Origin of the sequence: Sphingobium sp. B2D3A, assembly GCF_025961795.1 — a bacterium.
Classification (GTDB): Bacteria; Pseudomonadota; Alphaproteobacteria; order Sphingomonadales; family Sphingomonadaceae; genus Sphingobium.
Map to the genome: position 1 here is coordinate 3,090,894 of NZ_JAOQOI010000001.1, position 24,455 is coordinate 3,115,348.

The 24,455-nt window shown below is 63.8% G+C and carries 11 protein-coding genes and 1 riboswitch; of the genes, 5 read left to right on the forward strand and 6 right to left on the reverse strand.

The window, feature by feature from the left end:
* Positions 1–6: 6 nt before the first annotated feature.
* The 3 genes from M2337_RS14380 to M2337_RS14390 form a co-directional block, all read right to left on the reverse strand.
* Entirely contained in the window at positions 7–5,415 is a 5,409-nt protein-coding gene (locus M2337_RS14380; protein WP_264570802.1) for an autotransporter domain-containing protein, read from the reverse strand.
* Between the two features lie 267 nt (positions 5,416–5,682).
* Positions 5,683–11,739, reverse strand: a complete 6,057-nt coding sequence (locus M2337_RS14385) for an autotransporter domain-containing protein (RefSeq protein WP_264570803.1) — start codon at positions 11,737–11,739, stop codon at positions 5,683–5,685.
* Between the two features lie 190 nt (positions 11,740–11,929).
* Positions 11,930–12,004: riboswitch (cyclic di-GMP riboswitch) on the reverse strand.
* A 299-nt stretch (positions 12,005–12,303) separates the two neighbouring features.
* The gene (locus M2337_RS14390; RefSeq protein ID WP_264570804.1) at positions 12,304–13,446 is read right to left on the reverse strand and encodes a pyridoxal phosphate-dependent aminotransferase; all 1,143 of its coding nucleotides are present in this window, start codon (positions 13,444–13,446) and stop codon (positions 12,304–12,306) included.
* A gap of 821 nt (positions 13,447–14,267) precedes the next feature.
* Here M2337_RS14390 and M2337_RS14395 point away from each other — a divergent pair.
* The 5 genes from M2337_RS14395 to M2337_RS14415 all read left to right on the forward strand — a co-directional run bounded on the left by M2337_RS14395 (position 14,268) and on the right by M2337_RS14415 (position 20,420).
* Entirely contained in the window at positions 14,268–15,158 is an 891-nt protein-coding gene (locus M2337_RS14395) for a TauD/TfdA dioxygenase family protein (protein ID WP_264570805.1), read from the forward strand.
* Between the two features lie 202 nt (positions 15,159–15,360).
* Positions 15,361–17,682 (forward strand): TonB-dependent receptor, encoded by a 2,322-nt coding sequence (locus tag M2337_RS14400; protein WP_264570806.1) that lies wholly within the window; start codon positions 15,361–15,363, stop codon positions 17,680–17,682.
* Positions 17,683–17,799: 117 nt separating this feature from the next.
* Positions 17,800–18,657 carry a 3-mercaptopyruvate sulfurtransferase gene (gene sseA, locus M2337_RS14405; protein ID WP_264570807.1) on the forward strand — a complete coding sequence of 286 codons (858 nt, stop codon included), beginning with the start codon at positions 17,800–17,802 and terminating at the stop codon, positions 18,655–18,657.
* 67 nt (positions 18,658–18,724) lie between these two features.
* Positions 18,725–19,474: a glutathione S-transferase family protein gene (locus tag M2337_RS14410; protein WP_264570808.1), complete on the forward strand. Its 750-nt coding sequence runs from the start codon at positions 18,725–18,727 to the stop codon at positions 19,472–19,474.
* Between the two features lie 61 nt (positions 19,475–19,535).
* Complete coding sequence (locus M2337_RS14415) at positions 19,536–20,420, forward strand: MBL fold metallo-hydrolase (RefSeq protein ID WP_264570809.1); 885 nt, start codon at positions 19,536–19,538, stop codon at positions 20,418–20,420.
* An 18-nt stretch (positions 20,421–20,438) separates the two neighbouring features.
* On the opposite strand, the gene M2337_RS14420 is transcribed toward M2337_RS14415, so the two are convergent.
* Genes M2337_RS14420 through M2337_RS14430 form a run of 3 tightly spaced genes read right to left on the reverse strand, consistent with a single transcriptional unit; the run spans position 20,439 to position 24,112 of the window.
* On the reverse strand, positions 20,439–22,202 hold the full coding sequence (locus tag M2337_RS14420) for a pyrroloquinoline quinone-dependent dehydrogenase (protein ID WP_264570810.1): 1,764 nt from the start codon (positions 22,200–22,202) through the stop codon (positions 20,439–20,441).
* Positions 22,203–22,239: 37 nt separating this feature from the next.
* Positions 22,240–22,761, reverse strand: a complete 522-nt coding sequence (locus M2337_RS14425; RefSeq protein WP_264570811.1) for a c-type cytochrome — start codon at positions 22,759–22,761, stop codon at positions 22,240–22,242.
* 10 nt (positions 22,762–22,771) lie between these two features.
* On the reverse strand, positions 22,772–24,112 hold the full coding sequence (locus tag M2337_RS14430) for a spinster family MFS transporter (protein WP_264570812.1): 1,341 nt from the start codon (positions 24,110–24,112) through the stop codon (positions 22,772–22,774).
* Between the last annotated feature and the right edge of the window lie 343 nt (positions 24,113–24,455).

A 24,455-nucleotide genomic window follows, 5' to 3' on the forward strand; every position in this document is an offset into this window, starting at 1 on the left:
CTGAGATCAGAAGCTGTAGCTAAAGCCGATCTTGACGCCGTGGTCCTTCCACTGGTCGCCGATGTTGCCCACGTAGGTGGCCCCGATGGAGCCGCCGGGCATGATGTTGGCCTGAACGCCGCCCTCGAGACGCAGGGTGTCGCGTGTCGTGGGTAGGCCCGCGACCGAGAAGGCCTCGCCGGTCGAGAGGATGTTGCGGCTGGTCGCATCGACATCGCCGAAGCTGCGCAGCCAGGCCGCCGAGACGCGCGGGCTGAGCACCGTGGTGGCGCTGACCGGCACTGCCCCGCCCAGACGCAGGCCCAGGGTGGTGTAGGTCACATCGCGGGTGCTGTCCGTGACGCCCAGCGCGGTCAGGGCGCTGCCCGTCTCGGTGAAGGCATCGCTCTTGAGATGGACATGGGTCACGCCCGCAAAGGGCTCGGCGGTCACCGCGCCCAGCGGGAGAGCATAGCTCACCTCACCGAACGCCGAGGCGCTCCTGGCATCATAATCGCCCGCCAGCGCATCGTTGACGCCCAGGAACGCCACCTTGCGCGTCCCGTTCACGTCGAGCCAGCTATAGGAAGCGCCGATCCGGGCGCGCAGCGCGCCCCAGCCCCCGCCGGCATAGACCAGCGCGCTGTTGCCGTTGACGGTCGCCTCGCTGCTGCGCCCATCGACACGCACCTTGTTCTGCTCATGCGCGAAGGCCACGCCCAGACGCCAGCCACCAAGGCCCGTATCAACACCGGTGATGAAGCCGAAGGTGCTCTGCGTCGCCTTGATCGCATTGCCATTGCTCTTGAGCGTGCTCCACGCACCGATGCCCTGGCCCCAGACCGCCGTGCTGCCATCACGCAGCGTGCGGGCCGACGAGCCGGCACCGGCCAGCGTGCGGCTGACCACATCGGCCTGCTCCATGCGGCCGATCACCATGTCGCCAAGCCGGCGGGTGCCGTCCACCATCAGCGTGCCCGTGGTCGCCCACAGCTCGCCCGAGAGCGCATCGAACGCCCGGACGGCGCCGGCTTCTTCGAGCTGCCCCGCCACCGCACGGGACAGGCTGGCATTGTCGTCACTCGCATCCAGCGCGAGGGCCACGGCCAACTGGTTGGGCGTCACCGCCACGCTCTCGAAGCTGCGATTGTTGCGCGTCAGCACGAGCCTGACATTATTGGCGTCATAGCTCAGCTCCGGCGTCAGGAACGGCAGGTCGACATCGGTGGCCGCAAACTGCCCGGTCACCCCGCCCGCGGCCGTGATGATCGTGTACTCATTGCTGAAGCGATAATTGCCTGCAGCCGCCAGCACTGAGACCGTGCCGCCCTGAATGGTCGCCGTACCGCCGACGATCAGCTTGTCGCTCTCGCCCTCGGCATTGACCTCCACCTCATAGGTCGAGCCCGCCTGGAACACGACATTGCCCGCTGCGGTGAGCGTGCCGATCGAGTTGCCCGGCAGCAGCGTGCCGCCATTGCCGACCACGATATTGTTCACCTGCCCGCGACCGCCCAGGGCCGCATCGCTGCCGACCGTGATCGTGCCGCCCATCGAGCCGTTCACCCGCGTCACGATGCCCTCGAGGTTGAGCGCACCGGTGAACGAGCCAAAGCTCTCGCCGGTCAGGTTGATGCTGACGGGCGCGCTGGACGGACCGTTCAGCGCAATCGTTCCGCTGCCGCTGAAGCTGCCGCCGAACAGCGTGTTGCTGCTCTGGTTGACGGTCAGCGTGCTCGTGCCCAGGCTCACCGTCCCGCCAGCGCCGCTCAGGCCCGCAACGGTCTGGTCGGTGCCACTCAGGTCAAACTCGCCATCATCCACGACCAGATCGGTCGCGCTGTCGAGCTGCGCCAACAGCCGCACCCGGCCCGCCTGCACCACCGTCGACCCGGTATAACCATAGTCGCCCGAGAGCAGCAGCGTGCCCTCGCCCTGCTTGATCAGGCCACCATTGCCGGACAGCGCGCCGGTATAGTCATAGTCGCCAATCTGGTTGAAGATCAGCGTGCCATTGTTGGTGGCATCGGCCAGCAGATCGCCATTCTTCAAGCCATTGCCCACCTGCAGCGTACCTGCGGTGTCGATCAGCAAAGTGCCGCCCAGCTTGCCCGTCAGCAGCACCGTGCCGCCATCGATGGTCGCATCGCCCGCAAAACCGCTGCTGTCACCCGAGAAGGTGATCGTGCCCGTGCCCGTTTTCAGCACTGTGCCCGTGCCGCTCAGCCTGCCCTTGTAGCTGGTGGTCGCGGGGTTGGCGAACACCAGCTCGCCCTGTTCGGCGACATTGACATTGTTGCTGATCGTCCCAACAAACAGGGCCGTACCCTGCTGCACGTCAAGCTGGACGCCGCTCATCGAGCCGCCGAAGGTCACTCTATTATCGCCGGTCTTGATCACCGTGCCTTGGCCGGAAATCTGGCCGCGATAGCTCACATCGTCCGCACGATCGAACAGCAGCGTGCCGTAATTGGTGACATTGGCAGTGATCGAGCCGGTCGTGCCGCCGTTGCCGAGGTTGACCGTGGCGCCGTTGCTGATCCCCAGACCGCCTTCGAAATCGCTGGCGTTGGTCAGGGTGAGCGTGCCGGCAGACACGTTCAAACCGCCCGTTCCGGTGATCCGTCCGGAAAAGACCTGCGAGGCATTGGCCAGCATCAACCCCGCATCACCGACGATCACCGTTCCGCTGCCGCCAAGATCCTTGATCTGTGCGCTGGCTGCACTGGTCAGGTCGAAGGTACCATTGACCGTTACGGAACTCGATTGGTTCACCCGGCCCTGATTGGAGAGGGCCAGTGTGGCATCGGCATCAATCGTCGTGGCGCCCGTGAAGGTATTCATCCCGCTCAGGGTGATCACCCCGCCCGCCACGGTCAGATCGCCCGTGCCGGAAATGACCCGGTTGTGATGAAGCGCATCGGAGCGATCGAACACCAGCAGACCGTTGTTCACAAGGTCGCCGTCGAAGGAGCCACTGGTGCCGCCATTGCCGATCTGCAGCGTGCCGTCCTGCCCTATGATCGTGCTTGCGGCACTCGTCGTGTTGGCCAGCACCAGCAGGCCGCTGTCCACATTTAACGAGCCAGAATAATTGCTGCTGTCACCAGACAGGATCGTCGTACCGGCAAGCACATCGACCACGCCGCTGCCCGACAGGCCTGCAGCCAGCACATAATCCGTGCCGGTGTGGTTCAGAACCAGCTTGCCCGCCCCGGCACCGAACTGAATGCCGTTGACGGCATCGATCACGCCGGCCGCCTGGGCCGCATTGCCTGCCGCCGCGCCAATGTTCAGCGTGCCCGTCGAACCGGCCTCATAAGCCAGCGTGATGCCGCGATTGCCGTCAGACTTGAGGGTCGCGCCATCGGCGACGGTGACGACGCCGCTGCTCCCGGCATATGTGCCGACCATGACGTAAGACGTGCCTCGCGCGAGCGTGCCTTCACCGCTGATGTTCAAAGTGCCCTGGCTGCCATCCACGAAGCCGACAATCAGCTTATCGCCGCCCAGCAGCGCCTCGGCCGTCACGGTGGCCGTGCCTGATCCATAGCTGCCGATAGTCATGTTCCGGTCGGTCGTTACGCTGGACCCGCTGCCTGAGACTGTCATCTGACCGTTGCCGTTGGCGCTTGCGCCAAGTCTCACATCCGCATCGCTGCCGGAGGCGGCAATCGTCGCGCCATCTGTCACGGTGAGGATGCCTTCGCCGCTGGTGCCGATCCCCAAGCCGCTTGCACCGATTTCCCAGCGCGTTCCCACGCCGCTGAGGGTGCCGGTGCCGAGCGATCCGGCATTCACGCCGAAACTCCCGCTGGTGGATTGCATCGTCGCGCCGCTGGACAGGATGAGCGTGCCCTGGCCGCTCCCGCCAAACTGCAGGGAGCCGCTCTGCAGATGGCTATTTTCACCCGAAACGGTGATGGAGCCCACACTGCCCTCGACCGCACCGACGGACGTGGAGGTGTTAACCACGACGGTACCGCCATTCTCGATCGCCACGCTGCCGTCGCCATAATAGCCGACCGTCAGGAATTCGGTCGTGACCGTGGATCCCGTTCCCGTGACGAGCAGCGAACCGCTCTCATCTTCCATGCCCGGCATTGCCGAATTGGTGCTGTTGCTGACGATGATGTTGGGGGCGTTGAAGGTGCCGCCATTCACCACGGTCAGCGACGCCCCGTCGAGCCCGCCCAGGAAGACGATGTTCCCGCTCGTCGTACTGCCATCGATGACCGTCTCGCCGCCGGTGAGCATCATGTTGCCAGCAAAAGCGCTATTGTCGCCCGTGAGGGTCAACGCTCCGCTGCCGGTCTTGATCACAGAGCCCAAGCCTGAAATCGCACTGGAGAGCGTGTAATTCTCAGACTGGGCGAATTCGAGTTTCGTGGCACTGGTCGCAACGACGATACCACCGTTCAGCGTGGCGCCGCTGGCGAGTGTCAGCCTGTTGGTACCGCCCGTGAAATTCAGGGCCGCGGCCCGCTCGCCATTGCCACCAAGGCCGCCGGATACGGAACCGCCAGTCCCGATGGAAAGAGCAAGGTTCTCGCCTTGAATGCCTGCGCCGCCCGCACCGTTGGTGAACATCCCGGCCCCGCCGGCGCCGCCTGTCACCGCTGTGTCGATCGTGAGGGTGGTGAGGCCGCTCATGTTCTCGATCAGGATGCCAAAGCCCCCGGCCCCGCCGAAGTTGCCGCCTTGGGCATCACCGCCCATGATGCTACCGCCGGAGATCGAAACAGTGCTGCTGCCGGTGCCGCCGGTGAGCACAAGGGCAGACCCGCCATTGCCGCCAAAGGACTGGCCTTCGCGGCTCCCGCCGCCCGCGCCGCCGGTCAGTATGCTGTCCGTAATGCTGATGGCCGTATTGCCGGCCGGCTGGTCGATGACCAGACCGCTGCCACCATTGCCGCCGACGCCAGCCCAGCCATAGGCGCCGCCCGCGCCGCCGGTGGCACTGACGGTGATTGCGTCGTAGGAGTCGTTAAGACCGGTGACGACCGCGCCGAAGCCGCCGCCGCCACCGCCGCCGCCATATCCGGCAATTCCAGCAAGGCCACCATTACCGCCATTGCCGCCGGTGAGCGTTCCCGATGTCGGCAAATCTGTGATGAGTCCGACAAAGCCATGCGCGCCGCCGCCACCGCCGCCGCCTGAACTGTTGGCCCCGCCATCGGAGCCATCCGATCCCGCCTCACCGGGCGCAGCCCCTCCCGTCCCGGCGAAGCCGGGGTTGGGACCAGCACCGGCACCGCCATTGCCCCCTGTGATGCCACTGCCGCCGCCAGCGCCGCCGGAGAGATAGCTGGGATCTGTGCCAACGCCATCCGTCCCGTCACCGCCCGTGAAGGTGGTGCTGGCGCTCCCGCCAACGCTCGTGAAGCTGTTATCGCCCCCCGCACCACCGGTGCCATCCGCGGCGTAGGCGGGCATAGCTCCCACCGCGGCAAGGAACGTCGCGGCCACCGAACAGCGCAAAACAGATTTGAAGGACATAAGACGAATGTCAGCAAGCGGCTGAGCTTCAACGCGGTCAAACTTGTTATAAAAACCCTGCATTCTCAATATCCTTACGGCCATTTATTGGCCTCTGTTCGTGTCGTTTGAGGGGGGCTGCCTCGGTCATCGCGAGACTACTGTGTGGAATTCGGTCAAGAGAGGCGCAGCCGCAGCCGCGCCTCCCGGAGCATCCGCCTGAGATCAGAAACTGTAGCTAAAGCCGATCTTGACGCCGTGGTCCTTCCACTGGTCGCCGATGTTGCCCACGTAGGTGGCCCCGATGGAGCCGCCGGGCATGATGTTGGCCTGAACGCCGCCCTCGAGACGCAGGGTGTCGCGTGTCGTGGGTAGGCCCGCGACCGAGAAGGCCTCGCCGGTCGAGAGGATGTTGCGGCTGGTCGCATCGACATCGCCGAAGCTGCGCAGCCAGGCCGCCGAGACGCGCGGGCTGAGCACCGTGGTGGCGCTGACCGGCACTGCCCCGCCCAGACGCAGGCCCAGGGTGGTGTAGGTCACATCGCGGGTGCTGTCCGTGACGCCCAGCGCGGTCAGGGCGCTGCCCGTCTCGGTGAAGGCATCGCTCTTGAGATGGACATGGGTCACGCCCGCAAAGGGCTCGGCGGTCACCGCGCCCAGCGGGAGAGCATAGCTCACCTCACCGAACGCCGAGGCGCTCCTGGCATCATAATCGCCCGCCAGCGCATCGTTGACGCCCAGGAACGCCACCTTGCGCGTCCCGTTCACGTCGAGCCAGCTATAGGAAGCGCCGATCCGGGCGCGCAGCGCGCCCCAGCCCCCGCCGGCATAGACCAGCGCGCTGTTGCCGTTGACGGTCGCCTCGCTGCTGCGCCCATCGACACGCACCTTGTTCTGCTCATGCGCGAAGGCCACGCCCAGACGCCAGCCACCAAGGCCCGTATCAACACCGGTGATGAAGCCGAAGGTGCTCTGCGTCGCCTTGATCGCATTGCCATTGCTCTTGAGCGTGCTCCACGCACCGATGCCCTGGCCCCAGACCGCCGTGCTGCCATCACGCAGCGTGCGGGCCGACGAGCCGGCACCGGCCAGCGTGCGGCTGACCACATCGGCCTGCTCCATGCGGCCGATCACCATGTCGCCAAGCCGGCGGGTGCCGTCCACCATCAGCGTGCCCGTGGTCGCCCACAGCTCGCCCGAGAGCGCATCGAACGCCCGGACGGCGCCGGCTTCTTCGAGCTGCCCCGCCACCGCACGGGACAGGCTGGCATTGTCGTCACTCGCATCCAGCGCGAGGGCCACGGCCAACTGGTTGGGCGTCACCGCCACGCTCTCGAAGCTGCGATTGTTGCGCGTCAGCACGAGCCTGACATTATTGGCGTCATAGCTCAGCTCCGGCGTCAGGAACGGCAGGTCGACATCGGTGGCCGCAAACTGCCCGGTCACCCCGCCCGCGGCCGTGATGATCGTGTACTCATTGCTGAAGCGATAATTGCCTGCAGCCGCCAGCACTGAGACCGTGCCGCCCTGAATGGTCGCCGTACCGCCGACGATCAGCTTGTCGCTCTCGCCCTCGGCATTGACCTCCACCTCATAGGTCGAGCCCGCCTGGAACACGACATTGCCCGCTGCGGTGAGCGTGCCGATCGAGTTGCCCGGCAGCAGCGTGCCGCCATTGCCGACCACGATATTGTTCACCTGCCCGCGACCGCCCAGGGCCGCATCGCTGCCGACCGTGATCGTGCCGCCCATCGAGCCGTTCACCCGCGTCACGATGCCCTCGAGGTTGAGCGCACCGGTGAACGAGCCAAAGCTCTCGCCGGTCAGGTTGATGCTGACGGGCGCGCTGGACGGACCGTTCAGCGCAATCGTTCCGCTGCCGCTGAAGCTGCCGCCGAACAGCGTGTTGCTGCTCTGGTTGACGGTCAGCGTGCTCGTGCCCAGGCTCACCGTCCCGCCAGCGCCGCTCAGGCCCGCAACGGTCTGGTCGGTGCCACTCAGGTCAAACTCGCCATCATCCACGACCAGATCGGTCGCGCTGTCGAGCTGCGCCAACAGCCGCACCCGGCCCGCCTGCACCACCGTCGACCCGGTATAACCATAGTCGCCCGAGAGCAGCAGCGTGCCCTCGCCCTGCTTGATCAGGCCACCATTGCCGGACAGCGCGCCCGTGTAATCATAGTCTGCAACCTGATTAAAGATCAGCGTGCCGTCGTTGGTCGTGCTGGCGGTCAGCTCGCCATTGCGGACGCCATCGCCAACCTGCAACGTGCCATTGGCGTTGACGGTCACGGCACCATTGAGCTTGCCCGTGAGCAGCAGCGTCCCGGCATCAACCTTCGTCTGGCCAGCGAACGTGCTGCTATCGCCGGCCAGTACCAACCGGCCCGACCCGGCGTTCACGATCGTGCCGTGCCCGGTGATGCTGCCGCCATAGCTGGACACATCGCTGCGGTTGAACACCAGCGTGCCGTTGGTGTGGACGTCGCCAGCCAGCGTGCCGGCCGTTCCGCCGTTACCGATCTGCAGGGTGCCATCAGCCGCGATCGCGGTCGAGCTGGCATTCATCACGTTGGCCAGCACCAGCTTGCCGCTATTCACGTTCAACGCGCCGGTATAGGCGCTGCCATCGCCGGTTAGCACCGTCGTGCCCGCAAGAACATCGACCACGCCATTCCCCGACAGGCCGGCGGCAAGTGCATAATCGGTCCCGCTGTGGTTCAGGACCAGCTTGCCGGCCCCGGCACCGAACTGAATGCCATTGACGGCATCGATCATACCGGCCGCCTGGGCCGCACTGCCTGCCGCCGCGCCGATGTTCAGCGTGCCGGTGGAGCCGGCGCGATTGCCGATCTTGATCACTTGGGCGCTGAGTTCTGCGCCATCGGCTAGCGTCAGGACACCGGCCCCCTCGGCACCGATATAGAGGCCTTCCTCCGTCCGGATCGCCGAAGATGCGCCGGTCACCGTCACGCTGCCGCTCGAGGCGACATCATTGCCGATGTAGACGCGCACCGCCTCCACCTTGCCGCCGTCCGAGACCTCCAGCGTGCCGCTGCCAAACAGGCCGACATTGATGTAACCCGCCCAGTTCGTCAGGCCATCATTATAGGCGCTCCAAGTCGAGCCAGCGCCGGTCACGATCATGCTCGCCTGCGATCCCGTGAGATTGCCGAGCGTGCCCTGCACCGCGCGCAATGTGCCGCCATTGGAGATCGAGATCGTCGACTGCGCGCCCGCCTCGTTGCCGGCAATGAACAGCCCGCTCATGTCCCAGACCGAGTTGGCACCGCTGATGTTCGCCGCGCCTGTAGAGCCGCTGACGGTGCCCACATAGCCATCCGTGCTGGTGACCCGACCGCCCTGCGCGATGTTGAGCGTTCCTTCGCCGACGTTGCCGACGTAGAGAATGCCGTCATTGGTCCACGTGCTGCCCGCGCCGCTCACGATGGCCGTGCCCTGACCGGTCGACTCCCAGCCAATGATCGCACCTTGCGAACTCGCCGAGGCGCCATTGCTGACCATGAGCGTGCCCTCGCCAGAGATGCCGATACCAATGCGACCGCTGCCGATCTCAAGCGTGGAGCCTGCTCCATCGACGCTGACGCTGCCGACAGCGGACTGAGCCCCACCGATTCGCAGGGATTCGCCGGTGACGCGGCCGCCCGCCTCGATGGTCAGCGTACCGCTGCTGCCCTCCTGGCTCGCCACATCGATCAGGGCGGCTGCCGACAGCAGGGCGCCGTTGGAAACCGTGGCGGTGCCCGTGCCGCTGTAGCCGACCCGCATGTTGCCGGCGTAGCCGTTACGGGCGAGAACACTGTAGGTCGTGCCTTCGCCGGTCAGCGTCAGCGTTCCGCTCGAGCCGGTGTCGACGCCAAGCGCGCTGGTGTAGGACGTGACTTCTGCGCCGCCGGACACCGTCACATTGCCCTGGCCAACGGTGTCGTTGCCGGTGCCGCCGATGTACAGGCTGAGGCCGTTGCGCCACACCGTGTCGGCACCGTCGACGATCATCGTCGCCGTGCCGGAGCCGTTTCCGCCGATATAGCTGCCGTCAGCCTCCAGCAAACCACCGTCGGTCACCGAGATGCTGCCCTCATCCGCACTGAACCAGCCATCGGCCGAAACCCAGTCGGCCGGCAGTTCGGAATGCAGCGTACCGACACGGAGCGCCGAACCCTGACCACTGATGCTGACCGAGCCGCCCGCGCCCATATAAATGCTGCCATTCACAGTTTCGACCGAGCCGCCATTTGTGATGGTCAGCGACCCGGAGGAATTGGGATTGCGGCTGATCTCGATGAGGCTTGAGTTGATCCAGCTCGCGCCGCCATCAACGGTAACGCTCCCCGCGGTGCCATTCATGCCAATGGCCGCAGAGACAGAGTTGAGCTGCCCCACCGCCTTGATATTGAGCGAAGCCAGCTCCGCGCCGCCCACGGTCACCGTGCTGGCGCTGAAGCCGCCCGTGAGGTCAAAGGCGCCGCCGGTGACATCCAGCGCACCGTTGAAGAGAGCGCCATTGCCGGTGAAAGCGAGCGCACCTTCGCCCGCCTTGACGAACCTGCCCTGGCCGACCAACGTGCCGGCGAAGACGGTGTCGCTGCTCTGGTCGAGCACGAGCACGCCGCCATCGGTGGAGACAAGGCCAGCTTCTCCGACAGTGAGCGAGCCCAGGGTCGCCTGATAGGTGGAGCCCCCCACGCCCAGCACGCCCCCTTCAACGACATAGGCCTGACCCACACCGAATGCGTCGCTGCTGGCAGCGTTCAGCGTCCCTTCGCGGACCGTCCAGCCGGTCGTCCCTGTCCCCGTGAGCGTCCAGGTGCCGGTCCCTACCTTCACGAACTCATCGAAATCATAATATTGCGTGCCGACCAATCCGGCGTCGAATGACGCATTGATGGCGCCGCCCAGCGCCAGGGTATTGGTGCCGCTCGCGATATCCGCATCCGCGACGAGGCCGATGATGTTGAAGCCGGCATGCAACTCCAGCGTCACGTCGCCGGCGCCCATCAGAATGGCGTGGCCGAAGGAAGGCGAGGCCTCGATGGTACCGGCGTTGATGATCGTGGTCGCCGCGCTGTTGGTGACGATACCGGTTTCACCCAGGATCGACCCGGAATTGGTGATCTGGACCATGCCGCTAAGTGTGTCTGCATCGACAGCCGCGATCCCGCTCAGCGATTGCAGCGTGCCGGTGTTGCTGATGACCACATCGCCAAGCGGCGTGCGCGCCTGAACTGCGCTTCCGGTTCTGCCGGTGACAATGCCGCTGTTGGTGATGGTGATTTTACCAGAGCCGGGCGCATCCTCGTCGAAGCCGGCGACGGCGAGAATGCCGGTGGTGCCCTCCGCAATGCCTGCGTTGGTGATGGTGATATTGCCGATCTGCGAGGCGCCCTGAATCGCCGGGCCGTTGGCCGAGATAGCCTCACCCTGCTCCTGATTGTCGATCACCACTTCGCCGTTCGGCGTCCAGCCGACCAGCGCCTGATTGTTGACCGAAGACACGTAGGCGTTGTTCGTGATTTTCGCCAAACCGTTGTAATTGACGACGCGGATACCCGCCGCCTGAGCCTCCACCTGGCCAGTGTTCGTCACGGTCACCTCGACCGGCTCGGCATCGTTGAAACCGCCGTCGGCGTAGATTCCCCGCTGGGTGAAGTCTGCGGCCCCGTTGGTTTGCTGGACCGTGATGGCCCCGCTATTGGTGATGTTCACCGATCCTGCGTTGGTGGTGGCAGAGATGCCATTGGTTTCCACGCCTGAGACCGTCAGCGCGGCGCCATTCTCGATCACGATGTCGCCCGCGATCTGGTTGCGAACCCAGATGCCACCGTTGCCACCCACGCTGTCAACCGTGACGTCCGGGCCCAAGGTGACCGAAATGTCGTTCCGACCCTGGATATTGGAACTGACGTTTACGCCGCCATTATCAGTGGTGCTGATCGTGGAATTGGTGATGAGCAGCGTCGACGTAATGTCGCCAGAGACTGTATTGTCCCACGTATAATAGCTGACGCCATCGCCCGTGATGCTCCACTCGTCCTGTGCGCCGTTCACAATGAGGCTGGTATCGCCTCCTTCAATACGAGCCTTAACCGACGAGGGTTCGCAGAAAAACAGGGTCACATTACCCTCAGTCTGGCAAATGCCAGGCTCGGCGTGGGCGGCAGATGCGCCTGCCAACATCCCCGCAATGCCGACGCTGCTGAACAGACCGGCCTTGAGAGCCTGCCGAACGGCGCCGCGCGTTTTGATTGCCTTGCCCTGCATTACGAAATCCCCTCGTGTGGGCCCACCGCCCAGATGATGTGAAGGGCAAACCGCCATGCAGGTGCGGTTCAACGGGATTTGAGACAGGATCGAAGCGCGACGACAGGGAGCGCAGCCTGAGGTTCAAACGAACCCCATGACCTTCTCACAGCAGGTTACACACGATATCCGAAAATGCTCTGTTTCATCCCCCGGTAGCCCCGCTACCCCATTGGGGCCGGAGGCTTTGCGTCCCGCCGTTACCGACAGTTTGCCCTTGTCGAAGGCGACGAACACCCTTGGGAAAGCCCGTGAGGCGGAGCCGTCATCTTCAGGAGGAATATTAACGTTAGCTGAGCGGCAGCGCAACAAAAAAGCCCGCCCTCGTCGAGATGACGCGCATGCAGATCGAAGCCATACAGCTGATTTGTCGTGTGAAAATCGGCACTCCCGGTCTGGAGCGAGGTCATAACCGACCCTGTCAAGCCGATAATCATGGTTAACGAACGCGCAAGCAAGACGTCGATTGCACTGCAATCCGCTCCTCTAAAATATGGTTGGGGACCACCGCCCGCGACGTGATCGTTACAGCCGTCGCTGGCCGGGCAACCATGCCGAAAGGCGCCGCACTGCCTCTTGCACTTCGGCTTCCGTGATCGCAAAGCTCAGCCGGATGAACCGATGGCCATTGACCGGATCATGGTCGACCCCCGGTCCCGTGGCGAGGCCTGTCTCAACGAGCAGCTTCTTGCAGAACGCCGGGCTATCATCCGTAAAGTCGCTGACATCCGCATAGATGTAGAAGGCACCATCCGGCGGCGCGATGCGTCGCAGGCCAAGGGCTGGCAAGGCTTCCATGAGAATGTCCCGATTGCGGGCATAAGTAGCGCGATGCGCTTCCAGTTCCGACGTGCAGTCCAGCGCCGCCAAAGCGGCATGCTGGCTGATCGACGGCGCGGTCAGGAACAAGCTGCCCATATAGGCGCGGGCACGCTCGACCATGGCGCGCGGCACATAGAGCCAGCCGAGCCGCCAGCCGGGCATGCAGTAATATTTCGAGAAGCTGCTGACGATCATCGCGTCGGCTGCGAATTCCCCCATCGAGCGGCAAGGCGCGCCGTAGCTCAGGCCGTGGTAGATTTCGTCCGAAATGACCGCGATGCCGCGCTCCCCGCAGAGCCGCGCAATCGCCTCCAGTTCGGCAGGCGCGATGATCGTTCCGGTGGGGTTGGCCGGGCTGGCGACGATCACACCCTGCGGTGCCGGATCCAGCGCCGCGAGCGCGCGCGCCGTCAGCTGAAAGCGCGCCTGCTCGCCGCATTCGATCTCGACCGGCGTCATGGTGAGCGCGCGCACCGTGTTGCGATAGGCGACATAGCCCGGCCGGGCCATGGCGATCCGATCACCCGCCTTAAACCGGGTGCTCAGCGCAAGGACCAATGCCGGCGAGGCGCCGCAGGTGAGCAGGAACTGATCCGGCTCCGCCGCTATGCCGTACCGCTCCCGATAGAGTTGGACGAGACGCGCCTGCAGCGCATGACTCTCCCAATAACCCATCGGATCGATGCCAAGCGCGTCGCGCGCAGCATCCAACGCGGCCTGCGGTGCCCCCGTGGAGGGCTGGCCAAACTCCATATGGAGAACCGATCGCCCCTCCCCGCCCAGGCGATAGGCCAACTTGCTCAATTCTATGGCCTGAAACGGCTCGACTTCCATCAGATCACCCATCGCTCGGTACAGCGCCGATAGTCGGCTCCGGCACAGATGCCAACGTTGGGGACTGCGGAAGCGGCCGAGTTTGAGAACCCGGAGAACGACCCCGGACACATTGATTTACGAGGAGAAAAGTTGAGTAGCTAGTATTGCGTGAAAATTTAAAACTCAGCTTCCTAACATATCCAAGAAAAGCTTTTTGATCTTCATCAGATTTAATATTTTTACCTTTTCCGTACCATCAGAAGCAGGGCACTCTGTGCCTTCAAAGACGAGAATCAAAAATTTCATGTTTTTGAAAATTAAAATCTGTTTAATACTCTATTTATGATTACTTACAATTGAATATTCATTGTCGTCTTTTGTCCTTTCAAATGTATTTCGGGGCAACTGACCGATGTAGATTGCGCGAAGCTAAAAGGCGACAGCGCCCTGTCGGCGCTCTTTGGCCGCCGCGGCGGGAGTCTTGACCGGCACAGCCTCCCACCGGGCGAGCCTATTACGCTCGCCACAAGGGTATGCTGCTCCTGGGCGAGATCGTCGAACTTGGCCTCGACGAGCGGGGCGATGGAAGGTGACGTGATCTTCAACGTTTCGAACGTTTGACCCAGAATTTTGACTTCTCGATACAACCGATCGCGTAGCGGACCACTCGTATTCGTTCACCCCTCGGCACGCATTTGATCAATTCTCATCGCCCTACCGGGTCATCCCAGAAAAAGCTGGAAAAGAAAACCAAGCGTTATGCATAAGGTCAATATAGTCCATGAACAACCGCACCGTTGCCCTCGTCAGGCCACGCCATAAATCTCGATGAAAATATCGGGAGACGATGCATGGAGATCAATCCGCTTCATCCGCTGTTTGTAGCGGAACTCATCGGCGCTGACCTTTCCAGCGAGCCGGATCAGGCGCTGGTCGACCTCGTGGAAGAGGCGATGGCGCAATATGCGGTGCTCGTCATCCGCGCGCAATCGCACATCGATGACGCGGATCACATTCGCTTCAGCCGGGCGTTCGGCCCGCTGGAACTCCCCCATGGCACGCGCTCTGATGGCGCCGCTCCCCGCAAGCGGATCAGCCCGCTGCTCTACGATGCCTCCAATCTTCGGCTGGACGGAGAGATCATGGCGCCGGACGACAAGGCGGTCGCCAACAACAAGGGCAATGAGCTGTTCCACATAGACAGTTCCTTCCACGCCATGCCAACCAAATGGTCACTCCTGCTCGGCCACAGCGTCACCAGTGAGGGCGGTGAGACGGAGCTGGTCGACACCCGGGCCGTGTACGACGCGCTGCCCGAGGATCTGCGGAACCGGATCGACGGGCGCGTTGCCGAGCATAACGTCTGGATCTCGCGCCAGCGCATCGGCTTTGAGGGCACGATGGCGCTCAAGGAGATGTATCCGGCGGTCACCCACGACATTGTCGGCCTGTCCGCGTCCGGCCGAAAGTGCCTCGTGATCGGCTCCCACGCGGACCATATCATCGGCATGGACGAGGCAGAGGGTCGCGCCCTGCTGGACGCCCTCGTCGCCTTCGCATCCCAGCCGCAATTTATCTATAGCCACCGGTGGCAGCAGGGAGACCTGCTCATCTGGGATAATCGCTGCACCCTGCATCGCGCCCGCCCGTTCGATTACTTCGGCGTGAAGCGCGATCTGCGTCGCTCGACCATTTGTGAATATGGCAACGAAATGTCAGCCATCGAGGCGCGGCGGGCCTGATCGGCCGCTGCGTACAGAGGTCGATATGCACAAGCTGAATAACGGTTATCGCCGCGCCCTCATGGCCGCTGTTCATGAGCGATGATATCCGCCCATCGTTGGATCGACACGCCGCCGGCTCGTCAGCCGCGGCCCACGCGCCAGCCAAGCTACCGCCCAAAGAGCGGCGCTTAGAGTAGCTGCGATTTCAAGGGAGAGTGATATGGGGCTCAAGACGATTTTTGGTGGTTCTGCATCGGCAGCCGTGCTGGCAAGCCTGTGCGTCGCGGCGCCTGCCGTCGCGCAGGATGCGGCCGAGACGGCCAGAACCGACGGTGACATCGTGGTGACGGCGCGCTTCCGCGAGGAACGCCTGCAGACCGTGCCGATCGCCATCACCGCCGTCACCGGCGACGAACTAGTGGCGCGCGATGCGCGGGACGTGACCGCATTGTCCAACACCACGCCGAACATCTATCTGCGGGAAGGCAGCGCTGCCTTTGGCAAGTCGCTCCAGTCGACCATCCGTGGCATCGGCGAGTCCGACTATCAGTTCACCATCGAGCCTGCGATCGGCGTCTATGTTGACGACGTGTATCACGGCACGGTGTTCGGCGGCGTGCTTGGCCTGCTCGATCTGGAACGCGCGGAAGTTCTGCGCGGTCCGCAGGGCACGCTGTTCGGCAAGAACTCGCTCGGCGGCGCGCTTCGGCTCGTTTCCAAGCAGGCGACCGGCAGCAACACCGGCTATGTCGAGGCGACCGCAGGCAGCTACGACCGCATGGACGTGCGCGGCGCCTTCGATGCATCGCTCATCAAGGATCGCGTCTTCCTGCGCGTTTCGGGCGCCTCGCTGAGCCGCGAGGGCTATATGTCCGTGCTGGACTTCGCCTGCGCCAACCCCGGCAGCACCGGCGCGGGCACGGCGCCGCTGTCCTACCTGCTACGCCAGAGAACGACGGAATCCGGATGCGAGGTCGGCAAGCTCGGCAACATCAACACCAAGGCGGCGCGGGCCTCTCTGCGCGCGCTGGTGAGCGATGATCTCGAAGTGACCGTGACGGGCGATTATTCCCGCGATCATACGGCGCAGAGCGCTTACAAGCTGCTCACCATCAGCCCGACGCTGACGTCATACAATGCCACCATCGGCGTGCCGCTCTACGGCATTCCTTATGACAGCCGCTTCATCACCAACTCGCCCTACACCACTTATGCCGCCTATCAGCCAGGCCGCAACGGTCTGGCCCTGCCCAATGAGAGCAATCTCGATCAGTGGGGCATCACCGGGAAGATCGACTGGAAGCTGGGCGAGAATATCAGCCTCACCTCGATCACGGCGTGGCGGAAATATGACGGCTTCTTCGGGCGCGATGGCGATGGCTCGCCGATGGACCTGGGCGGCAGCGCGGAGACTCTGGGCCACCACCAGTTCAGCCAGGAAGTCCGCCTGTCCGGCCTGATGATGGATGACCGGCTGGATTGGACGCTGGGCGGCTATTATTACACCGCCACCGGCAATTATGACAGCTGGGTCTACTTCGCCACGCTCAACCTGACCCAGTTCACCAAGGACATCTCGAAGAGCAAGAACTACTCGGCCTTCGCGCATGTCGCCTTTGCGCTCACCGATCAGCTCAAGCTGAACGGTGGCCTACGCTACAGCAACGAGAAGAAGGACTATGTGTTCGACCGTCTCTATTACGAGACCGGCACGCGGCCCTTCGCTTACACCACGGCCGATGTCGCCTATGATCGTGTCGACTATCGCGTCGGTCTGGACTTCAAGGCCAGCGAAGACGTGTTCCTTTACGGCGCGGTTTCCAGCGGCTTCCGCTCGGGCGGCTTCAACCCTCGTCCGCTCAGCGCGGCGCAGGTTACTGCGGTGTTGCCGGAAACGGTGACGTCCTACGAACTGGGCGCGAAGCTCAATCTGTTCGATCGCTTGCTGCAGGCCAATTTCGCGGTCTTCCAGACGGACTTCACCAATCGTCAGGTCACCGCCATCGTGCCGGATCTCAACGGCGTTCCCAACTCGCTCCGCACCAATGCCGGCACCGCTCGCATTCGCGGCGTGGAAGCCGAGGTGACGGTGCGTCCCACGCAGGGCATGACCCTTAACGGAATGTTGGGATACAATGACTTCGAGTATACCGATCTGGGCGCGGCGGCGGCTGTTCCCAACGGCCCTTGCGCGACCTGCGAACCGGTCGGCGCCCCGGCGTTCAACTATGCCGTCGCGGCGCAGTATGACATCGACCTGGGTTCCGCCGGCGATGTGAGCCTGCGCGCCGACTGGAACTGGCGCAGCCGCATTTGGTACGATCTGCGCAACACGCTCAGCCAGTCCCAGCCGGGCTATGGCCTGCTTGGGGCGCGAGTAAGCTGGCAGCCGGATGCGAGCGGGCTGACGCTCTCGGCGTCGGTCAGCAACCTGACCGATACCTTCTATTATACCGGCATTGGCCCGACCTCGACGGCCGGCATCCAGGCCACCCCGTCCAGACCGCGCGAGTGGGCCGTCACCGCCCGCTACGAGTTCTGAGCAGACAATGAAAGTTCAGGTCCGGGGCCGTCACAGGCCCCGGATTTTGCCTGACCGGCACAACAGCATGGCGACGCATCGCGAAACACGGGTCGCCCGGCATCGATGAGGACCGCTATGGACAATCTCGTTTCCACTCAATGGCTCGCCGAGCAGCTTGGCGCTCCCGATCTCTGCATCGTCGATGCGACGCGGCACCATTTCGAGCCGGAGCGGCAGTCCGCCGCCGAATATGAAGCCGGGCATATCCCCGGCGCGGTGTTTCTCGATCTGCTCCATCTGGTCGATGCCGCCTCCCCCGTCGATAATACGATGCCGCAGGCGGAGCAGTTTTCGGCCCGGATGCGCGAGCTGGGCATTTCTGCTGACCAGCGCATCGTCATCTATGATGACAGCGTGGTGAAGACGGCAGCGCGGGCCTGGTTCATGTTCCGTATGTACGGCCTGCCGAACGTGGCCATGCTCGATGGCGGTCTGGCGAAATGGAAGGCCGAGGGGCGGCCACTCGCGAGCGGAATCGAGACGCGGACGCCAAGCACCTTCACGGCATCGTTGGATGCGGCGCGCTTGCGCGACAAAGCCGACGTTCTGCGCAACATCGAGGACAAGACCGCTCAGCATATCGACGGGCGCGGCGCGGCCCACTTCAGCGGCGCGGATGAGGACCCCAATCCCGCCGTTGCATCCGGCCATGTCCCCGGCTCGATCAACGTGCCCTTCTGGGATCTGTTCGAGGCGGACGGGACATTCAAGAACGATGAAGCGCTCAAGGGCGTGTTCGTCGACGCGGGCGCCGACCTTTCAAAGCCGATTATCACCAGTTGCGGCGGCGGTGTCGTCGCCTGCGCGCTTGCCCTCGCGCTGGAGCGGATCGGCAAGGAGGATGTCGCGCTTTATGACGGAAGCTGGACGGAATGGGGTGCCGACCCGTCCCTGCCCAAGGCCAAAGGCCCCGCTAAACCTGCTTCCGCCTGAGCGGACGGCAGCAGACTTCTTTTCGAACAAACCCCACCACGCCCCTCGGCCGGCGAAAGAGAGTGCCATGACCCAGACCAACCCCATCCGCATCTACGACCTCAATCTCGTCACCGGCGCGACGATCAGCCCCTTCTGCTGGCAGGCCAAATATGCCGTGGCCCATAAGGGGCTGGAGGCCGAGATGAGCGAGGGGGGCTTTACCTCGCTCTCGCGCCGCACTGGTGGCCGCACCGATTTCCATCCCGGCATCAGCGATGGCGACACATGGGTGTTCGAGAGCCTGCGCAGCGGCGATTTCGTCGTCGCGGATTATCTCGACCGCACCTACCCCGACCGCCCGATGCTGTTCCGCAATGCGGACCATCATGATTATGTGAAGTTCCTCGATACCTGGCTGTGGGCCACGGCGATCAAGCCCTGGTTCCAATGCTACATCCTCGATTATCACGATCTTTCCCTGCCGGAAGATCGCCCCTATGTGCGCGAAAGCCGCGAGCGGGATTTCCTCGGCGGGCGCACGCTCGAGGAAGCGCAGGCCGGACGGGAAGAGCGCCTGCCGCTGGTCGTGCCGCAGTTGGAACCGCTGCGCGAAGTGCTCCGCGAGCGCCCCTGGCTCGGCGGTAAGGCGCCCGACTTTGCCGATTATTCCGCGCTCTCCATCTTCCTGTGGGCTGCCTCGGTCGCGAAGACGCCGCCCCTCCCCGAAGATGACTTCCTGCGCGACTGGTATGAGCGCGGCTGCGATCTGTTCGGCGGCATCGGTCGCCATCCCGGCCTGAATTCGATCTTCGGCCTGAAGATGCCGGCCGCCTGAACAAATCCGGACCGTGTACGGCCGGTTCGCCGGCTGTCCGCGCCCATTCGAGATCAAACCGATGACGATAGGCCAGACGCGCGGCGGTCCCCGGATCGCCGCCTTTTTCCATGAGCCGAGCTTTACCGTCAGCTATGTCGTGCATGATCCGCTCTCCCAGCAGGCGGCGATCATCGACAGCGTGCTGGATTTCGATCCGGCATCGGGGCGCACGGCGTTCACGTCCGCCGATGCCATCGCCGCGCATGTGGCAGAAGCCGGACTGATTGTGGCCTGGCATCTGGAAACGCACGTCCATGCCGATCATCTCTCCGCTGCGCCCTATCTGCAAGCGCGACTGGGCGGCCAGTTGGCGGTCAGCCGCGCGATCATCACCGTGCAGGCGCTGTTCGGGCGGCTGTTCAATGCCGGTAGCGATTTCGTACGGGATGGATCGCAGTTCGACCGGCTGCTGGACGATGGTGACAGCCTGCCCCTAGGGAATCTCGACTGCGAGGTTCTCCATGTGCCCGGGCACACCCCAGCTGACCTCGCCTTTCTCATCGGCGACGCCGCCTTTGTCGGCGACACGCTGTTCATGCCGGATTACGGCACGGCACGCGCGGACTTCCCCGGTGGGGATGCGCGCACCCTGTTCCGCTCGATCCGCCGCCTCCTCGCCCTGCCCGCCGAGACGCGGCTGTTCCTCTGCCATGATTATAAAGCACCCGGCCGGGACAGCTTTTGCTGGGAAACGACCGTGGCCGCCCAGCGCGCGGCGAATGTCCATGTGCGGGACGGCATCGATGAGGACAGTTTCGTCGCGATGCGCGAGGCGCGCGACAGGTCGCTTGCCATGCCTCAGCTCCTGATGCCCTCCATTCAAGTGAACATGCAGGGCGGCCGCCTGCCCGAGCCCGAAGGCAATGGCGTGCGCTACCTCAAGATTCCCATCGACGCCTTTTGAGGACGTTGTTCAGGCAGGTCATTTCTTCGCCGGCAGCTTGAACACGAAGATCGAGTTGCCCGCGCCGGAGGGCAGCGGTGTCTCCGGGAACGCCGCCGCGATGGAGCTTGCCGAAACACTATAGCCGGTGGGGACGACGAGATATTGCTCGCCGTCCAGCTCATAGGTCATCGGCGAGCCGCCGACCGGCGCATTGAGCCGCTGCTGCCAGAGGACCACGCCGGTCTTCTGGTCCCAGGCCTTGACGAAGCGGCCCGCATCGCCGCCGATCACCAGCCCGCCCCCGGTCGCCAGCAGCGAGGATGTCGGGACGGTGCGCTGCCGCGCCTTCCAGCCTTCAACCCTCGGCTTGCGCGCGCCAACACTGATCGCCTCGACCAGCCCCGCATCCGTCACGCCTTCAGGCAAGGTACGCGGCCCAAACTTCATGGACGCGATGATGTTGCCGGCGGTGAACTGGGTCTGCGTGGCCGAGATGGTGTTGCACGCCTCCGTCAGCGGCACATAGAATTGCCCGGTGAGCGGACTGTAGGCACCGGCCTGCCACAATTTGCCGCCGGAAATGGAGGTGCAGATATTCACTTCCTCGCCCAGCGCCTTGATGATCATCGCCTCATTGGGATGAACCGTCCCGTCCGGATCGATGCGCGAGACGGAATTCTGGAACACCGTGTCCTTCGACCAGAGATATTTCCCCGTGTCGCGATCCAGCGCGAAGAAGATGCCGTTCTTGCCCGCCACGGAGATCATCAGGCGGCGCATCTTGCCGCCCTCCGGCACATCGACCAGCACGCGCTCGAAGGGGCTGTCCAGATCCCAGTTGTCGCGGGGGAGATGCTGGTAATACCATTTGATCTTGCCGGTATCGGCATCGATTGCCAGCGTCGAATTGGTGTAGAGGACGTTGCCCTTGCCGGTGCCGCGGATCAGCTCCGAATAAGGGCCGGGGCCGCCGGTGCCCCAGAAGGTGGTGTTCGTCCGGGGATCGTAAGAACCAGTTGCCCAGGGCGTGCCGCCCCAGCGATTGGCCGGCGGCACCTCCCCCCAGCTCCGGCCCTGCGCCGGATTGGCGGGATCGTCGATAGTGTTGACGCGCCACAACTCCTTGAGCGTCTTGAAGTCGTGCGCCATGATGTAGCAGCCGCCGGCCGAACCGGCGGTCGAGCAGCCCGAAATTGCCGAGATGATCTTGCCGTTCACGACGAGCGGACCGACCGTGTAGCTATAGCCCTTGCGGTAATCGAGAGCTTGCACCTCGCGACGGAGCTCGCCCGTCCGCGCGTCCAATATGATGATGCGCGCATCGACCGTGGTGAGCACCACGCTATCCTCATAGAGCGCGATGGAGTTCTTCTGGCGGCGGCTTTGATAGGCCTGATAGCTCCAGTCGGCGGGAATCTTGGCGAGGGCCGGGCGATATTCCCAGATCAGGTCGCCGGTCCGGGCATCCAGCGCCTGGACGATATTGTTGTTGGTCTGCAGGAAGAGGATGCCATCGTGCATCAGCGGCGCCGTTTCCTGCACGCCCACATCAGCCATCGGCCACGCCCAGACGAGCTGCAACTGGCCGACCGTCTCGCGGTCGATCTGCGCGAGCGGACTATATCCCTGATTGTCGATCGTGCGACGCCAGGAGAGCCACTCGGCTGCGGGCGGATCGCGCAGCATCTGGTCAGTGACCGGCTCGTAGCGCTCCCTCACGCCTTGCGCGTGGGACGGCACTGAAAGGCCTGCCAAGGCAAAAGCGGCACAGGTCATTGCAGCAAGGGAAGGCTTGCTCATTATAAACTCCATATCTGAGCAACCGGGTGCGGCAGGATCACTTCACGCTCGGCAGTGTCTTGCCCCAGGTGTAGGCTTGCGGCACGGCCTCAAGCGCCTCGTGCGGCGCGCTGGATGCAGAGGGCGCCGCGCTGCCATGCGCGCCGGCAATGGCTGCAAGGGACATGCCCTTCATCGCTTGCGGATCCCCGACCAGCGGCGCTGTGCCGGCGCGGGCCCCGTTCGCCTTGAGGATATAGGCGACGATGTTCAGATAATCCTGCTCGGCAAGTCGCCCGGGCGCCTGCGGCGGCATTGCTGTGCTGATGTAGGTATATAGCCCTGCCACCGTGTCGAAATTCTGCATCACATCCGTGCCGACAAGGCCGGGCGCATTGGGACCGCGCAGTTCCGCGCCGTGGCACATCGCGCACTGGCTGTTATAGGCCTTCTCGCCCGCGCTCGCCTGCTCGGCCGTGAACACGGTCACGGCCGGTTCGCTGGCAGCAATCGTGGAGGCTGAGAGAACCACAGCCGCGAGGGACACAGCCCATATCCGGACGAGATCTGTTCGGCTCATGGTTCTGCCCTCACGCACCGGCCCATGTCCGCGCTTCGGCTGTGTCACTGGAGAGATGGCGCCCGGCCCGCAGCATGATCGGGCCTGCAATCACCCCCACAAACGCCGTGATCGCCATGGAATAGCGGATCGCCTCATCCTGCCAGATCGTCGCCAGCTGGTCGTTGAGGATGCCGACGCCCAGCGGGCCGATGATTTGGCCGAGAATGGCGATGGAGAGGACGTAGAGCGCCATGCCGAAGGAGCGGATCGGCACCGGCATCACCTGAATCAGCAACAGGGACAGCAATGGCACCATCATGCTCGCGGCGACGCTGTCGATGGCCGCCCCGATCGCCACGAAAAGGATATTCGTCGAAAAGAGAAAGACATATTGCGAAAGGCCCACGGCGGTGAAGCACAGGGCCGGGAGCCAAATCCGCCAGCGCTCGTCATAGCGCAGCAGGCGTGCGAGCAGGATGCCGCCACCGATCGCCCCGACAAGGCCGGAAATACCCCGAATGGGGCCGAGCAGGCTGGCGCTCTCCGCCACGCTCATGCCGTGCACGCGCAGCATGAAGGTCGTGCTCCAAACGATGTGCGCATAGAAGGAGATCGTCACCAAGGCGGCGCCGAGCGTCGCGAACACATAAGTGCGGCGCTTGAGCAGGAAGGCCAGCGAACTCTTGAATGTCGGCTTGGCGGCCTCGCCATCCGGCGCCTTGTCATCAAAGCGGCCACGCTGCGGCTCGCGCACCGTCAGCATCATCAGCAGACCCAGCCCTAGACCCACGCAACCGGCCACCCAATAGACGACGCGCCATCCATAAAGATGCCCCATCCACCCCGCGATGGGCGTGAACACCAGCCCGGATATGGCGGTGCCGGATGCCATAATGGAGAAGGCCAGCGGCCGATGCTTCTTGTCGAAAATGTCCGAGAGCAGCGAGGTGGAGGGCGGCGTGCCCGCAGCCTCGCCGGCGCCCATCAAAAAGCGCGCCGCCGCCATCTGCCACACATTGGTGACGAAGCCCGTCGCCAGCGTCATCACGCTCCAGAAGGAGAAGCCGATGCCGATGATCATCTTGCGGTTCCATCGGTCCGCCAGTCGCGCAATGGGAATGCCCATCACCGCATAGATCAGCACGAAGGCAACGCCGGTGATCAGACCCAGCTCTGTGTCGGTCAGCTTGAGGTCCGCCTGAATGAGCGGGAAGAGCAGCGAGATCAGCAGCCGGTCGAAATAGTTGAAGGCATAAGCCAGGGTGAGCAAGGCGAGCATATAGATCGACCGGGGGGTCCACCCGCCGTCGCGCGATACTGAGGCGTCAAGAGCGGCCGGTGCGGCGGCTGAAGAAGGGATCGATGACATAGAACGGCCTTCAAACTCGATATGAAACGGGGGCGATGCGATGCGCAGATACGCCGCTAAATCCAACTCCGCTCATACGGTCGTCATCCTCTCAGGTCGGGCTGCAGCCCCTCATTGTCCATCATGCACGGCGAAGGCAATTGGGTGGGATGTGCGATTGCCCGGATGATATTTTCCCGATGGCTAACATGGCGCCGCGGCGCCCACCATGGCGCCTGATCCATATTGGTCATCGACCTGCTGCATAGCATCGGGCCTTCGATGAGCAGTCAAATCAGCTAAACAAGAGCGCCCCTCTGCGCGGCCGAGCCTGTCGCATCGTGGGCGCTGGCCTTTGCCGGCA

What these genes read in the sequence shown, in the direction of transcription:
- M2337_RS14430 (WP_264570812.1), bottom strand. Translation starts at nt 24,112, where the DNA reads ATGTCATCGATCCCTTCTTCAGCCGCCGCACCGGCCGCTCTTGACGCC.
- M2337_RS14390 (WP_264570804.1), bottom strand. Translation starts at nt 13,446, where the DNA reads ATGGGTGATCTGATGGAAGTCGAGCCGTTTCAGGCCATAGAATTGAGC.
- M2337_RS14385 (WP_264570803.1), bottom strand. Translation starts at nt 11,739, where the DNA reads ATGCAGGGCAAGGCAATCAAAACGCGCGGCGCCGTTCGGCAGGCTCTC.
- M2337_RS14400 (WP_264570806.1), top strand. Translation starts at nt 15,361, where the DNA reads ATGGGGCTCAAGACGATTTTTGGTGGTTCTGCATCGGCAGCCGTGCTG.
- M2337_RS14410 (WP_264570808.1), top strand. Translation starts at nt 18,725, where the DNA reads ATGACCCAGACCAACCCCATCCGCATCTACGACCTCAATCTCGTCACC.
- M2337_RS14420 (WP_264570810.1), bottom strand. Translation starts at nt 22,202, where the DNA reads ATGAGCAAGCCTTCCCTTGCTGCAATGACCTGTGCCGCTTTTGCCTTG.
- M2337_RS14395 (WP_264570805.1), top strand. Translation starts at nt 14,268, where the DNA reads ATGGAGATCAATCCGCTTCATCCGCTGTTTGTAGCGGAACTCATCGGC.
- sseA (WP_264570807.1), top strand. Translation starts at nt 17,800, where the DNA reads ATGGACAATCTCGTTTCCACTCAATGGCTCGCCGAGCAGCTTGGCGCT.
- M2337_RS14415 (WP_264570809.1), top strand. Translation starts at nt 19,536, where the DNA reads ATGACGATAGGCCAGACGCGCGGCGGTCCCCGGATCGCCGCCTTTTTC.
- M2337_RS14425 (WP_264570811.1), bottom strand. Translation starts at nt 22,761, where the DNA reads ATGAGCCGAACAGATCTCGTCCGGATATGGGCTGTGTCCCTCGCGGCT.
- M2337_RS14380 (WP_264570802.1), bottom strand. Translation starts at nt 5,415, where the DNA reads ATGCCCGCCTACGCCGCGGATGGCACCGGTGGTGCGGGGGGCGATAAC.